Origin of the sequence: Phenylobacterium conjunctum, from assembly GCF_042679085.1 — a bacterium.
Lineage (GTDB): Bacteria > Pseudomonadota > Alphaproteobacteria > Caulobacterales > Caulobacteraceae > Phenylobacterium > Phenylobacterium conjunctum.
The window spans coordinates 1-13,627 of the sequence record NZ_JBHTLQ010000042.1 but is presented as its reverse complement, the minus strand read 5'-3'; the positions used below and the strand labels follow the sequence as shown (position 1 = coordinate 13,627).

General features: G+C 68.6%; 12 protein-coding genes. 3 read left to right on the top strand and 9 right to left on the bottom strand.

Features of this window, described 5'->3' with window-relative positions; all coding sequences use genetic code 11:
* Positions 1 to 6: 6 nt before the first annotated feature.
* The 4 genes from ACFQ27_RS15830 to ACFQ27_RS15815 all read right to left on the bottom strand — a co-directional run bounded on the left by ACFQ27_RS15830 (position 7) and on the right by ACFQ27_RS15815 (position 3,704).
* The gene (locus ACFQ27_RS15830; RefSeq protein ID WP_377354287.1) at positions 7 to 873 is read right to left on the bottom strand and encodes an SMP-30/gluconolactonase/LRE family protein; all 867 of its coding nucleotides are present in this window, start codon (positions 871 to 873) and stop codon (positions 7 to 9) included.
* Between the two features lie 13 nt (positions 874 to 886).
* Positions 887 to 1,501: a TetR/AcrR family transcriptional regulator gene (locus ACFQ27_RS15825; protein ID WP_374342835.1), complete on the bottom strand. Its 615-nt coding sequence runs from the start codon at positions 1,499 to 1,501 to the stop codon at positions 887 to 889.
* 71 nt (positions 1,502 to 1,572) lie between these two features.
* Entirely contained in the window at positions 1,573 to 2,595 is a 1,023-nt protein-coding gene (locus ACFQ27_RS15820; protein WP_377354286.1) for a glutathione S-transferase C-terminal domain-containing protein, read from the bottom strand.
* A gap of 14 nt (positions 2,596 to 2,609) precedes the next feature.
* On the bottom strand, positions 2,610 to 3,704 hold the full coding sequence (locus ACFQ27_RS15815) for an MBL fold metallo-hydrolase (protein ID WP_377354285.1): 1,095 nt from the start codon (positions 3,702 to 3,704) through the stop codon (positions 2,610 to 2,612).
* A 105-nt stretch (positions 3,705 to 3,809) separates the two neighbouring features.
* Here ACFQ27_RS15815 and ACFQ27_RS15810 point away from each other — a divergent pair, with 105 nt between their 5' ends.
* Positions 3,810 to 4,715 (top strand): haloalkane dehalogenase, encoded by a 906-nt coding sequence (locus ACFQ27_RS15810; RefSeq protein WP_374342829.1) that lies wholly within the window; start codon positions 3,810 to 3,812, stop codon positions 4,713 to 4,715.
* A 1-nt stretch (position 4,716) separates the two neighbouring features.
* Here the strand turns inward: ACFQ27_RS15810 and ACFQ27_RS15805 are convergent, their stop codons facing one another.
* On the bottom strand, positions 4,717 to 6,093 hold the full coding sequence (locus ACFQ27_RS15805) for an L-serine ammonia-lyase (RefSeq protein WP_377354284.1): 1,377 nt from the start codon (positions 6,091 to 6,093) through the stop codon (positions 4,717 to 4,719).
* 227 nt (positions 6,094 to 6,320) lie between these two features.
* Here ACFQ27_RS15805 and ACFQ27_RS15800 point away from each other — a divergent pair, with 227 nt between their 5' ends.
* Positions 6,321 to 6,797 carry a GNAT family N-acetyltransferase gene (locus tag ACFQ27_RS15800; protein WP_377354298.1) on the top strand — a complete coding sequence of 159 codons (477 nt, stop codon included), beginning with the start codon at positions 6,321 to 6,323 and terminating at the stop codon, positions 6,795 to 6,797.
* Positions 6,798 to 6,849: 52 nt separating this feature from the next.
* On the opposite strand, the gene ACFQ27_RS15795 is transcribed toward ACFQ27_RS15800, so the two are convergent.
* Positions 6,850 to 9,366, bottom strand: a complete 2,517-nt coding sequence (locus ACFQ27_RS15795; protein ID WP_377354283.1) for a TonB-dependent receptor plug domain-containing protein — start codon at positions 9,364 to 9,366, stop codon at positions 6,850 to 6,852.
* A 46-nt stretch (positions 9,367 to 9,412) separates the two neighbouring features.
* Positions 9,413 to 9,604 carry a hypothetical protein gene (locus tag ACFQ27_RS15790; protein WP_377354282.1) on the bottom strand — a complete coding sequence of 64 codons (192 nt, stop codon included), beginning with the start codon at positions 9,602 to 9,604 and terminating at the stop codon, positions 9,413 to 9,415.
* A 633-nt stretch (positions 9,605 to 10,237) separates the two neighbouring features.
* Between ACFQ27_RS15790 and ACFQ27_RS15785 the strand changes: the two genes are divergently transcribed.
* Positions 10,238 to 10,726 carry a RidA family protein gene (locus ACFQ27_RS15785; RefSeq protein WP_377354281.1) on the top strand — a complete coding sequence of 163 codons (489 nt, stop codon included), beginning with the start codon at positions 10,238 to 10,240 and terminating at the stop codon, positions 10,724 to 10,726.
* 131 nt (positions 10,727 to 10,857) lie between these two features.
* Here the strand turns inward: ACFQ27_RS15785 and ACFQ27_RS15780 are convergent, their stop codons facing one another.
* Together ACFQ27_RS15780 and ACFQ27_RS15775 are read right to left on the bottom strand one after the other, a co-directional pair.
* The gene (locus tag ACFQ27_RS15780) at positions 10,858 to 13,215 is read right to left on the bottom strand and encodes an ATP-binding protein (protein WP_377354280.1); all 2,358 of its coding nucleotides are present in this window, start codon (positions 13,213 to 13,215) and stop codon (positions 10,858 to 10,860) included.
* Positions 13,216 to 13,273: 58 nt separating this feature from the next.
* Positions 13,274 to 13,627: ethanolamine ammonia-lyase light chain EutC (locus ACFQ27_RS15775; RefSeq protein WP_377354279.1), on the bottom strand; the 354-nt coding region annotated here is incomplete at its 5' end.

Genomic DNA, 13,627 nt, shown 5'->3' with positions numbered 1-13,627 from the left:
CGGGGCTCATCCGGCGAAGGCGGGAAGGGCGAGGCCGCGCACGCCGGGCTCGAAGGCGAACAGCGAGCCCGCCAGGGGCTGGTCGGCTCTGGCCTTGGGCGACAGGCCCTCGGCGGCGCTGGTCACATAGAGGGTGGCGAGGTCCGGCCCACCAAAGGCGCAGCTCGAGGCCTGCTCGACCGGCATCGGGATGGTGCGGTCGACCGAGCCGTCCGGCGCATAGCGCACCAGCCGCCAGGCGCCCCACTGGGCGTTCCAGAGGAAGCCCTCGGCGTCGATCGCCGAGCCGTCCGGCGCGCCCGCCTGGCCGCTCATGTCCAGGAAGACGCGCCGGTCGGACAGCCGGCCGTCGTCGGAGATCGCGAAGGTCCAGATCACCTGGCGGGCCGAGTCGGCCAGGTACATGAGCCGGCCGTCGGCGCTGACGCTGACCGTGTTGGCGATGTGGATGTCGTCCAGCACCTGGTGGGTGGAGAGGTCCGGATCGGTGCGGAACAGGACGCCGGTCCGCTTGCCGCCGTCATCGTCCATGCTGGACCACCACAGCCTGCCGCGGGCGTCGATCTTGCCGTCGTTGGAGCGGAAGCCGGGGCCGAGCTCCATGGGAACGACCAGCTCTGTCGCCCCGGTCGCGGTGTCCAGGGTCGCAATCCCCGCCTCCGTGGCCAGGATCAGCCCGCCGTGCGTGCGGGGCGCGGCGACGCTGGCGCGCCAGGGCAGGTCGTAGCCGCCGGTCGCGCCGGTCGCATGGACCAGCCAGTTCAGACGCCGGCCCTTGATGTCGAACCAGTAGAGGCGACCTTCGGCGGCGGACCAGACCGGCCCCTCGCCCAGGATGTCAGCGCATTTGGCGACGCAGCGGACTTCGCTCATCACCGGCCTCCGGTTAGCTGGCGACCTTGGCCACCGCCAGGGACAGGACCTCACGGGCCTTCTTGATCGACAGGCCCTGTTCCCGGCGCAGGCGCGACCAGCTCTCGAAGCTGAGCAGCAGGTCGAGGGCCTCCAGCAGGGGCGCATCCTGCAGGACCTCCGGCGGCATCTCGCGCTGGAGGATCTTGCGCAGCGCAATGACCAGCCGGGAGTTGTCGGCGTCCAGGAAGGCGGACTTGTAGCGATGGATGTCGGAGGCGCGCTTGAAGGGCGTGATCCGCTCGAAGGCGAAGGCCCGCCGCTCCACCAGCTCCTGCAGCTTTTCGCGCCAGTCGGTGGACTTGAAGGGCGTGCGGGAGAAGGCGCTGATCTCGGCCTCCATCACGTCCGACATCTCGCGGTACAGGCTCTCCATGTCCTTGAAGTGCCGGAACACGGTGCGCAGGCCGACCTCGGCGCGGGCCGCGACGGCCTCGGCGCCGGGGGCCATGTCGCCCTCCTCGATGAGGGCCAGCATCGCCTTGACGATCCGCGCCCGACTGTCGATGGAGCGCAGCCGCCGGCCGTCCCGCTCTTCTTGGGCAGGGGGCTCGTCGGGGGATTGTTGCGCGCGCGCCGCTCGGGCCAAGGCGATACCTTCGAGTTACAAGTTCAGGCCTCTGCTTATCGGCGCGCGACGGGTTCCGCCAGCCCGCGCGATCAGGCGAACAGTCTGTCGCAGCCGGTTCCGGCCAACCAGCCGTCCACCCGGGCGCGGCTGTCCGCCGGCAAGGCGCCGTGACTGGCGCGCAGCCACTGCAGACACTTGGCCTGGTAGGGGAAGGGCGACTGGCTCCAGGGCAGGCCCTCGACGGTGGTCTCCACCGTCTGGGCGCCGGCCATCAGGGCCTGGGCGTTGGCCAGCATGACCGGGACATAGGTGCGGCCGATCTCGGCCAGCAGGGTCTTGAGTGTGGACGGCAAGGCGTCGGCGGCGATCCAGTCGCTGTCAGCCGGCTCCAGACCCGACAGGTCCTCGATGACGCTGGTCCAGGCATGGACGCGCGGGGCGATCTTCAGGGTGAGGGCCATGGGGGTGGGATCGAAGGCCGCCAACTGGGTCAACTGTCCATAGACGCCGAAGTCGGAGGCGCCGGGGCGGCCGCCCATCAGGAAGGGATGGTGGCGCAGGTGTTCCTCGAAGGCCTCGAGGAAGCGGCGATAGCTGGCCTCGATCACTGGTCCGGTGACGGCGTTGGAGCCGACCACGTAGAGCCGGCCGATCTGGCGCTCGGAGAACATCTTGCCGCGAGCGGCCAGTTCCTCGTCCGGGACCGAGAAGCCCTGCCAGCAGGGCAGGATGGCGGCGGCTTTGTCGATGTCGTCCTGATAGGCCCAGCGATAGTGGAACATGGCCTTGGTCAGCCATTCGTCGGCGTAGTCCTCGATCAGCTCGTCGAGGAAGGCCAGGGCCGGGTCACGGGGCAGGACTTCGCGACCCTGATGCTCGGTCTCGAAGCGGCGGATCAGCGGGGTGGAGTCGGTGACCGCCTGCAGCTCGCCGCGCTCATCGGGCAGGAAGAAGGTCGGCAGCAGGGAGACCTTGGGCTGGGGCAGGCCGGCCAGGGCCTCGCGGGTGCGGGGCAGGAACCGATAGGCCAGGCGGCGGTAGCGCAGCACGGCCAGCATCTTGCGGGTGTAGGGCGAGCCGGGCGCGCCGGTCAGGGCGATGGAAGCGGTCATCGGGGTGTCTCAGGTCAGCGGAAGCGGGCGAGGCGGTTGGTGCGGGTGATGGCGTCGGAGCCCGCGGGCATCGAGATGAAGTCCCCGTCCTGGCCCAGGCGCAGGGTTCCCTTGAAGCGCTTGGGCGCGTCGCCGAGGAACGGACCCTCCAGGCCCTTGAGCGGGACGCCGGGGACCAGGTGATCCAGCAGCAGGTAACGGACGCCGGCCTTCTGGGCGATGTCGGCGGCCTGCTCGGGGGTGGTGTGATAGCCGATGATGTCCTGGCTGATCTTGGCGATGGTCTCGCGGTTGGCGGCCAGGGCCGCCTGGCGCTGGAGGGCGACCAGGCGCTCGGACAGGGCCTCGTGGACCAGCAGGTCGGCGCCCTTGGCCTCGGCCTCGACGCGGGGCGAGGGGGCGGTGTCGCCGCTGATCACCACGGTGCGACCCTTGTAGGCGAACTTGTAGCCGACGGCCGGCGAGACCGGCTCGTGGTTCACGGGGAAGGCGGTGATCTTCAGGCCACCATCATCCACCAGCACCACGTCGGCGCCGTTGGCCTGGACCTGGAACGGATGGGCGGTCCCGCCGAACCCTTGCGGCGGGACGACGGTGGGGCCGTGGTGGGCGATGCGATAGCCGCGGTCGAGCTGGTAGGCGAGCTGGAAGCCGTTCAGCACCTCTTCCAGGCCTTGCGGGCCATAGACCGGCAGCGGCTCGGTGGCCGCGCCGCCCGCCCAATGCTGCAGCATCAGCTCGCCCAGGCCGCCCATGTGGTCGGAGTGATAGTGGGTGAGCAGCAGGGCGTCGGCCTGGGCCGGGCTCAGGCCCATCAGGGTCAGGTTGCGGGTGGCGCCGTCGCCGATGTCGACCACGTACATCCGCTGGCCCGCGATGACAGCGACGCAAGGGCCTGCCCGGTGCGGGTCGGGCAGGGGCGAGCCGGAGCCGCAGAGGGCCACATGCAGGCCGTCCGGGAGCTTGGCGAAGGGGTTGGCGGACAGGGCCTCCTCGGCGCCCTTGCGGTAGATCGTCGTCGCGATCTTGCCGCGCAGCATCCAGGCGCCGCCGCCGGCCACGATCCCCAGGACGAGGACGACAGCCAGGATGTTGCGAAAGGTCCTCACGCGCGTCCTCCGGTGCGGTCGGGCGGTTGACATTCCGCCATCTAATGACACGTATATTGCCAATAGAGGTCGCCCCACGGGCGTTTGTCAATCGGAAGGACGGGCATGAAGGTCTTGAGGACGCCGGACGAGCGGTTTGAGGGTCTGGTCGACTGGCCCTTCGCGCCCCACTACCGCGAGGTGACCGACGCCGACGGCACGGTGCTGCGCCTGGCCTATGTGGACGAGGGCCCCCGCGAGGCCCCGCCGGTGCTGCTGATGCACGGCGAGCCCTCCTGGAGCTATCTGTACCGCAAGATCATTCCGGGCCTGGTCGCCCGCGGCCACCGGGTGGTGGCGCCCGACCTGATCGGCTTTGGCCGTTCGGACAAGCCGGCGGCGCGGACCGACTACACCTATGCCCGGCATCTGGACTGGACGGGCCAGTGGCTCACCGGCCTGGACCTGACCGACATCGTCATGTTCTGCCAGGACTGGGGTGGGCTGATCGGCCTGCGGATGGCGACGACCTATCCCGAGCGGTTCTCGGGCATCGCCGTGGCCAACACCGGCATGCCCACCGGGGCCGGCATGACCGACGGCTTTGCGGCCTGGCTGAACATGAGCCAGAACATCCCGATCTTCGCCACGGGCGCGCTTCTGAACATGGGCTCCGGCCGCGAGCTGTCGGCCGAGGAGATGGCCGCCTATGACGCGCCCTTCCCGGACGAAAGCTACAAGGAAGGCGCTCGCCAGTTCCCGACCCTGGTGCCGGTGACGCCGCAGCACGACCAGGCGGCGGAAAACATCGAGGCCTGGAAGGTGCTGGGCGCTTTCGAGAAGCCCGTGGTGACCTGCTTCTCCGACGGCGATCCCGTCAGCCAGGGCGGGGACAAGGTGTTCCAGGAGCGCGTGCCGGGCGCCAAGGGCCAGCCGCACACCATCCTCAAGGGCGGCCACTTCCTGCAGGAGGACTCGCCGACCGAGATCGTCGAAATCATCGACGCCCTGGCCAAGCGGGCGCGGGGCTAGGTCAGCACTCCACGACGTTGACGGCGAGGCCGCCGAGCGAGGTCTCCTTGTAGATCTCGCTCATGTCGTCGCCGGTGCGTTTCATGGTGGCGATGACCTTGTCGAGGCTGACCGAGTGCTGGCCGTCGCCCAGCAGGGCCAGGCGCGAGGCGTCGATGGCCTTCACGGCGCCCATGGCGTTGCGCTCGATGCAGGGGATCTGGACCAGGCCGCCGATGGGATCGCAGGTGAGGCCGAGATTGTGCTCCATGGCGATCTCGGCGGCGTTCTCGATCTGGGCGTTGGTCCCGCCCAGCGCGGCGGTGAGCCCGGCGGCGGCCATGGAGCAGGCCACGCCCACCTCACCCTGGCAGCCCACCTCGGCGCCGGAGATCGAGGCGTTCTTCTTGTAGAGCGCGCCGATGGCGGCGGCGGTCAGCAGGAAGGTGCGGCGCCCCTCCGGCGTGCCGCGATAGAAGCGGTCGTAGTAGCGCAGCACCGCGGGCAGCAGGCCGGCCGCGCCATTGGTGGGGGCCGTGACCACCCGGCCGCCGGCGGCGTTCTCCTCGTTCACCGACAGCGCCCAGAGGTTCACCCAGTCCAGGGCGGCCAGGGGATCGGAGATGTTGCGCTCCATCCGCTGGGTCAACTCCTGATAGACCTGACGGGCGCGGCGCCGCACGTTCAGGCCGCCGGGCAGGCAGCCCTCCTGGCGCAGGCCGCGTTCGACGCAGGCCTCCATCGCCGCCCAGATGGCGTCGAGGCCGGCGAACACTTCGGCCTGGGAGCGGACGGCGGTCTCATTGGCCAGCATCAGCTCTGCGATGGTGACGCTGGCGGCCTCGGTCTGGGCCAGAAGCTCGGCGGCGTTGGCGAAGGGGAAGGGTTCGGGGACGCTGCGGTCGGGGGCGGCGTTGGCGACGATCTCGGCCTCATCCAGCACGAAGCCGCCGCCGACCGAGTAGTAGGTCCGCGCGTCCAGCGGGGCGCCGTCGGCGTCGAAGGCGCTCAAGGTCAGGGCGTTGGGGTGCTCAGGCTTGCGCTCGCGGCCCAGCCACAGGATGTCGGCCGCCTCGTCGAAGGCGATCTCCGGGCCAGTGCCGCCCAGCACCAGCCGCCCCGTCTCCCGGATCGCAGCCAGGGCGGCCTCGGCGGCGTCGGGGTCGATGGTGGCCGGCGAAAAGCCCGCCAGGCCCTGGATCGCGGCGCGGTCAGTGTGGTGGCCTCGGCCGGTCATGGCCAGGGAGCCGTACAGGGTGACAGTGACGCGCTGGGTGTCCTCAGCGAGGCCCAGCTCCGCCAGCTTGGCGACGAACCGCTGGCCCGCGGTCATCGGCCCCATGGTATGGGAGCTTGATGGGCCGACGCCCAGCTTGAACAGGTCGAAGACGCCAGCCATGCCCGATCCTTAGGCTATCCTTGGGGAAGGGCCAAGTGTGGTGGCGGGATTTCTGGTGTGAATCCGTCCGAGTGGGACCATATCCGTGGTGACTTGCGGCGAGTGCGTAGGGTTTCTGCGTATTTCGGCGTGGTGTGTGCAGATTTCAAACCTGGAGCTTATGGCCCGTGACCGACCTCTCCCTCCGCCTGGCCACCGAAGCCGACCTGCCGGCCCTGAAGGCGCTGATGGGGCGGGCGATCGGTGAGTTGCAGGCCGGCTTTCTGACGCCGGACCAGCTCGCCGCGTCCTATGAGGTCATGGGGCTGGACACCCAGCTGGTGGCGGACCGGACCTATTTCGTGGTGGAGGCGCATGGGGCGCTGGCCGGCTGTGGCGGCTGGAGCCGGCGGGCGACCCTGTTCGGCGGCGATCACTCCAAGGGTCGGGACGCGGCCCTGCTGGACCCGGCGGTCGACGCCGCCCGGATCCGGGCCATGTACACCAGTCCCGACTTCACCCGCCGCGGGGTGGGCCGGATGATCCTGGACGCCTGCGAGGCCGCGGCTCGGGCCGAAGGGTTCGGGCGCTGCGAGATGGCGGCGACCCTGGCCGGCGAGCCGCTCTACAAGGCCTGCGGCTATGCGGTGATCGAGCCCTTCGAGAGCGTCACCTCGACCGGCGTGGCGGTGCCATTGAAGCGCATGGGCAAGGCGCTGACATGAAAAGAGCCGGGCTTGCGCCCGGCTCTCCCCAACTCTCCAAGGTGCGTCGAACTCAGAAGGCCCAGGTCAGGCGGCCGTAGTAGTAGCCGCCGTTGATGCCGTAGGGCGAGAAGCCCGGATACTGGGTGACGCAGCCGCCACCGCCGGCGATGCAGGCGGCCTGGTAGGTGGCCGACAGCTTGTCCGGATACTTGTTGAACAGGTTGTTGGCGCCCAGGGCCACGGTCACGTCGCCCGGCAGCTTGTAGCTGACCTCAAGGTCGGTGATCGCGGACGGCTTGACGGTGACCAGCTGCAGCGGGCCGGTGCCCGGATCGCTGAAGGCCTCGGCCTTGCCGAACATGGTCTCGGTCAGGCTGATGGTCAGGGCGTTGAAGGTGTAGAGGGCGGTGAGGCCGACCTTGTACTTCGGTGAGGCCGTTTCCAGCAGGGACTTGGCGTCCTGCGAGAACATGGTCTGGCCGGTCGGGAACGGCACGCTGGGCGTGGTCAGCGAGGTCGGCGGCTTCTTGACCTTGGTGACCTTGGTCGAGCCGAAGTTGGCCGCCAGGCTCCAGTCGATGCGGCCGTAGTCGCCCAGGTCGGTCGGATAGGAGACCACCAGGTCGACGCCCTTGGACTTGGTGTCGATGCCGTTCGAGAAGATGTTGATGCCGGTGCTGGTCACCGTGGAGTCGAGGACGTTGCCGTTGGCGATGATCGCCGCCAGCACGGCCGGCGAGGCCGAGACGCCGCCGCGGGTGCCGAACAGCGAGCTGGAGCCGAAGATCCGGTCCTTAAGCTCGATCTGGTAGACGTCCAGGGTGGCGGTCATCTTCGGGATCGGGTGAGCCACGATGCCGAAGCTGTAGTTGGTGGACTCTTCCGGCTTCAGCTTGTCGATGCCCAGCAGGCGGGCGGCCGAGGAGTTCGGGGCCAGCTGCACGAAGGCCGAGGTCGGCGACACGTTGGTGGCCGAATAGTAGGCCTCGGCCAGGGTCGGCGCCCGGAAGCCGGTGCTGATGGTGCCGCGGACCGCGATCATGTCGTTGAAGTCGTAGCGGCTGGTCAGCTTGGCGACGGTGGTCTCGCCGAAGTCGCTGAAGTGCTCGTAGCGCACCGCGGCGTCGACGACCCAGGCTTCCACCGGGGTGGCGGCCAGGTCGGCGTAGATCGCCCAGCTGTCGCGGCTGTGCTTGCCGGCGTCGGTCAGGGAGAAGCCCGGATAGGACTGCGAGCCTTCCTTGTAGCGCGAGGCGGGGTCGCCGGCGCCGATCTCATAGGTCTCGTGGCGCTGTTCGGCGCCCAGGGCGACGTTCAGCGGCTCGGCCATGCCGACTTCGAAGCCCTTGCGGACGTCGAGGTTGTAGGTGGTCTGGCTCGAGGTCCAGGTCCCGGCGTGGAACGAGGTCGGGGTGAAGCCCTTGGTCGTGGCCGTGGAGGTGTCGCGGTAAAGGCTGGCGTTGGCCGAGTCCTCGACGCGGACCTCGATGTCGTCGAGGCCATAGGTGGCCGAGAAGTCGACGTCCCATCCGCCCAGCTCGCCGCTGAGGCCGGCGGTGACGGCGTAGTCGTCCTCGATGATCCGCTCACGCGGGCTGAAGCCCAGCGGGAAGGGACGGTCGGCCGCGCCCTGGACGCCCTGGACGCGGTTGTAGCGGCGGTAGTTCTCGTAGGCCGAGGCGTCCTTATGGCCGTAGGAGCCGAAGGAGTAGAGCTCGAAGCCGCCCGGCAGGTCGAAGCCGGCATTGTACATGAAGTTGGACACCCGATACTCGGCGTCGCCGGAGATCAGGTTCAGGTTCGGATAGCCGGGGATCAGCTTCTCGACGGCGTTGTTGGCGGCCGAGTAGGACGGGCTGGCCGGGTTGTAGACGCGCTGGTCCGGCAGGCCGCGGTTGGAGAAGCCGTGGTATTTGGTCTGGGCCGTCAGGTTCAGGTAGCTGCCCTCGAAGGGCGAGGTCCCGATATTGACGGTCATGTCGGCGGTCTTGCCGCCTTCGTCCATGTACTCGCCGCCGGTGGCGGAGATCATGCCGCCCTCACCGTCCTTCTTCAGGATGATGTTGACCACGCCGGCGATGGCGTCGGTGCCGTACTGGGCGGCCGCGCCGTCGGTCAGCACTTCGATGTGGCCCACGGCGCCGGTCGGGATGAAGGACAGGTCGGCGGCGGCTGCGCCCTGATAGGCGCCCGACAGCACGGCCAGGTTCGAGGTGGTGTGGCGGCGCTTGCCATTGATCAGCACCAGGGCGTGGTTGGGCGACAGGCCGCGCAGGCGGGCCGACAGGGTCAGGTTGGCGGTGTCGCCGCCGAAGGCCTGGGCGTTGAAGGACGGCACCACATTGGCGAGGCCGAGGCGCAGATCGGTCTGGCCGGTCCGGGCCAGGGCCTGGGTGTCGACCACCTGCACCGGCGCCGGGCTGTCCTCGACCTTCAGGCCGGTCTGGCGCGTGCCGGTGACGATGACTTCCTCGACCGCGACGCCCGCGGCGGCGGCGTCGTCGGCCGACGCGCTGGATGCTACGGCGGCCACCAGGCTGGCCAGGGAGACCCCTGCCAGCCAGCCGATACGCTGTGTTCTTGTCATGACTTATTGCCCCTCATTCCTTGGCGGCCCCACCGGCCGCGTTTGCTCAGCCGCCCTTGAGTTGGGCGAGTGATCCGAAGGCTCCGGCGGATCCGGCGGCGGACATCGCGCCAGCGTCTTTCGAAGCGTTGTTGTTGATCTGCGTGTATTCGCTGGTGTTGAGCGTTTGCGGAGCGCGCATCGGACAGAATATGACCGGTCTCGCAAAATGAAATTTGCTAATAGTTTGCATCAGCACGCGATCTCGTAACTCTCAATTGAGAGCCCGACCCGTGTGTTTCCCCACCGACTCGTATTTGCGACGCTTGAGCGCCTTATGATCGACGCGAATTTGAAACGGATGCGTCGTCTTGAGATGAAGGCTCGTCACGAATCCTTAGGGGTGTCAATTCAGCTGAGCCTGAGTGAGACAGAGGCGCCGAAAAGGAGTCCAATTGGGCTATCTGTGCTCATGAAATGGGCGGACGCCGTCGGATCGTGACGATCACAGGGGCGTGATACTCTCAGTTTGGGGATGGTGACCGGGAGCTGTTCAATCAATATTTGATGAATATTTCGGCTTGTGGCGCCCGAAACTTGATCACTTCGTCCGCTGGCTGAGCATGTTCAACCATTGTGAGGGGGCGGTGCGCGTTGGAGAAAATGGGTCAATTCCCAGGCGCCCGGGGCGCCCGGCGCCTAATCAAAGCGCTTGCCGGTCAAGCATCTGGGGCCTCCGGCGGGGGCTTGAGCCAAGCGCGCTTGCCCCCAGCGCCCGGCCGGGCTCCATCACAGCCAGCCTCTTTCGCGGCGTCGCCGCGTGTGGGCTCATAGTCGACGACGAGATCCAAAGCCGCCGAGAGCGCGGCGCGAAGCCCTGATGGAGACCCCGATGCGCAAACTTGTTCTGGCCGCCCTTCTGCCCCTGATGGCCGCCGCGGCGCCCGCCGCCGCCCAGGTGGTCCATGTGGGCGCGCCCACCGCGGCCATCGCGTCGGCCACCGTGGTGCCGCCGGGCTATACGACGGTCTATGTCTCGGGTCAGACCCCGCCGGTCCTGAACGCCGGCGCCCCGGCCGGAACCGCGCCGGAGTTCGGCGACACCAAGACTCAGACCATCGGGATCATGAAGAAGATCCAGGACATCCTGACGGCCCAGGGCCTGACCATGGGCGACGTGGTGATGATGCGGGTCTATCTGGTCGGCGATCCTGCCAACGGCGGCAAGATGGACTTCGCCGGGATGATGGAAGGCTACACCCAGTTCTTCGGCACCAAGGAACAGCCCAACAAGCCGGCGCGGGTGACGGCCCAGGTGGCGGCCCTGGTGGCGCCGGGCATGCTGGCGGAGATCGAGGTCCAGGCGGTCAAGAAACCCTGACCCGACCTTGAAGGCGGCGGAGAGCATTTTCCGATAAGTGTGAAACGGTTATCGGATCGAAAAATGCTCTTAGCCTTTGAACTTGAGCCCTTCCGATCCGATCTGGCGGGTTCCGTCAGATTGGGAAGGGCTCAGGCCGTCGCCTCTTCGTCCTCCAGGACCTGCTGGATGGCGATGAGCAGCCGCTCGAGCTGCAGAGGCTTGGGCACCAGGACGTCCATGCCCGCCGACAGGTATTCCTCGTGATGGTGCGCCATGGCGTTGGCGGTCAGGGCGATGATCGGGGTGCGCGCGCGCCCGGTCTCGCGTTCCAGCCGACGGATCTCGCGGGTGGCGTCTGGCCCGTCCATCACCGGCATCTGGACATCCATGAGCACGGCGTCCCAGGCGTCCGAGGCCCAGGCCTCCACCGCCTGGCGGCCGTCGGCGACGCAGGTGACCTCCAGGTCCAGCTGGGCGAGCAGGGTCTTGAGGACCAGCTGGTTCATCGGATTGTCTTCGGCCGCCAGGATGCGCAGCCCGGCCGGAGCCGCTGAGAGCGTCGCGTCGTCCGCCAGAGCCTGACTGGCCAGCAGGCTGTCCGGCGCACGCTCCAGGGGCAGGCGGACGGTGAACACCGAGCCCACGCCCTCCTGGCTCTGCGCCTCGATGTCTCCGCCCATCATTTCGGTCAGCTCCCGGCAGATGGACAATCCCAACCCGGAGCCGCCATAGCGCCGCGTGGTCGAGGTGTCGACCTGCACGAACTTCTCGAACAGCAGGCCCATGCGATCGCTGGGGATGCCGGGGCCGGTGTCGGCCACCTCCAGGATCAGGTGCGGCTCCTCGCGGCGCACCCGCACCTGGACCGATCCGCGGGCGGTGAACTTCACGGCGTTGGAGACCAGATTGTAGAGGATCTGGCGCACGCGGGTCGGGTCGCCCCGCCACTGACCCTCGGCCTCCGGCGCCACCTCGATGGTCAGGGAGACATCCTTGTCGGCCGCCAGCGTCGTGAAGGTCGCCTGCGCCCCGGCGACGAACCGGCGGATGTCGAGGACACCGTCCTCCAACTCCAGCCGGCCCGATTCGATGCGCGAGAGATCCAGCAGGTCGTTCAGGAGGGTCAGCAGGGTCTCGCCGGCCTGACGTACGACCCCCAGCCGTTCTCGCTGGGCCGGAGAGAGTTCATCGCGGGCCATGGCCTGGGCCATGCCCAACACGCCGTTCAAGGGCGTACGGATCTCGTGGCTCATGGTGGCCAGGAAGGCGGACTTGGCCGCGCTGGCCGAGTTGGCTTCGTCGCGGGCGCGTTTCAGCCGCTGGTTCATCTCCATCAGGCGCCGTTCCTGGCGCTTCAGGTCCTCGATGGTCTGGGTGATGACCACGCAGCGCACGGGGCCGTCGCCGTCGAAACGCGAGGCCGTGCAACGGAACCATTCCCCGCTGCTGGAGGTGTAGGCCCGGCTGAAGTTCGGCCGCTCGCCGGCCAGGACTGCGCGGATGCCCTTGGTCAGGGCGGCGCCATGGCGGCCGGGCAGGGTCGACAGGATCGAGAACAGGTTCCGGCGCATGGGGTAGGCGTCCACCTTGGCCAGGTCCGCCGCCGCGGTCCGGAACGCCTTGTTGGCCTCGACGATCACTCCGTCGGCGTCGATGACCATGATGAAGGCGCTGATGCCGTCGAATACGCCCCGGGCGAAGCGCTCTGAGGCCTTGAGGTCGGCGTTGGCCTGCACCAGGCCGGTGATGTCCTGGCTGGCGCCGCGCACCGCCACGCAACGCCCGCCGACCATTTCCGGCTGGCCGATGACCCGCAGCCAGATTTCCTGGCCGTCGCCGGTGAGCGCCTTGGCCTCGAACTCCAGGCGCTCGCCGGTGGCGATCGCCGCGCCGATCAGGCCGCCCACCCGCTCGCGCTCGTCCTCGACATAGAGGTTCAGGGCGCCGTCGATGGGCTCCACCAGGCGCGGGCGCCCCAGGATCGCATTGAGCTCGAGGCTGAGCCGGACCTCATTGCGGCGGAGATCAACCTCCCAGCCGCCCAGGCGGGCGAGTTCAGCGGCGGAGGACAGGGACGTGGCCGCCGCCTTGAGCTGTTCCTGCAGGCGATGGGTCTCGGAACTCTCGATCAGAAGGCCGGTGAAGCCCTCGACGCCGCCATCCTCGCCGTGCAACGGCCGGACATGCAGGTCGCCCCAGGTCGAGGCGCCGTCAGGACCGCGAATCTCAATTTCCAGGCGGAAGGCCTGACCCTCAACAATGCGCGCGGTGAAGTCGGTGCGCGCGCAGGCGTCGGCGTTCGGGGGTTGCAGAAGCTGGGGCGGGGTCTGGCCGCAGGCCTGGGCGGCGCTCAGGCCGGTCATCCGCTCGAAGCCGTTGTTGACCCAGACGATCCGCCCTTCGCGATCCAGCAGCATCCGCGAGTGCGTGCCGGTGCGCGACAGCTCGTGCAGCCGGGCTACGAGGTCGACTTCGGCGGTGTTACGTGTCGGGACGAGACCGACCATGGGGCGACTCCAGGCCCGGTACTGATCCCACTTCTATGATAAACAAGCGGTTAGCTCGTCAAATTCCGAGGTCGCCGATCTGGGCCGCGGGGCCGCCAGGCGCAAGGCGGACCAGGTCGCTTTCGTCCTTCAGGGCGACGCCGGTCAGGGCGAGGCGGTGGGCCTCACCGATCAGCCAGGCGATCTTGAAGGCGGCCTCGTCGTAGCTGAGGCCCTGGGGGCGGATGTTGGAGACGCAGTTGCGCTCGGCGTCGGTGCGGCCGCGCCGGGGGGCGAAGGTCAGGTAGGCGCCGAGGCTGTCCGGCGAGGACAGGCCGGGCCGCTCGCCGATCAGGATCAGGGCCATCCGCGCGCTGAGCGCCTCGCCGACCTCGTCGGCCAGGGCGACGCGGGCCTGGCGGGCGACGGAGGA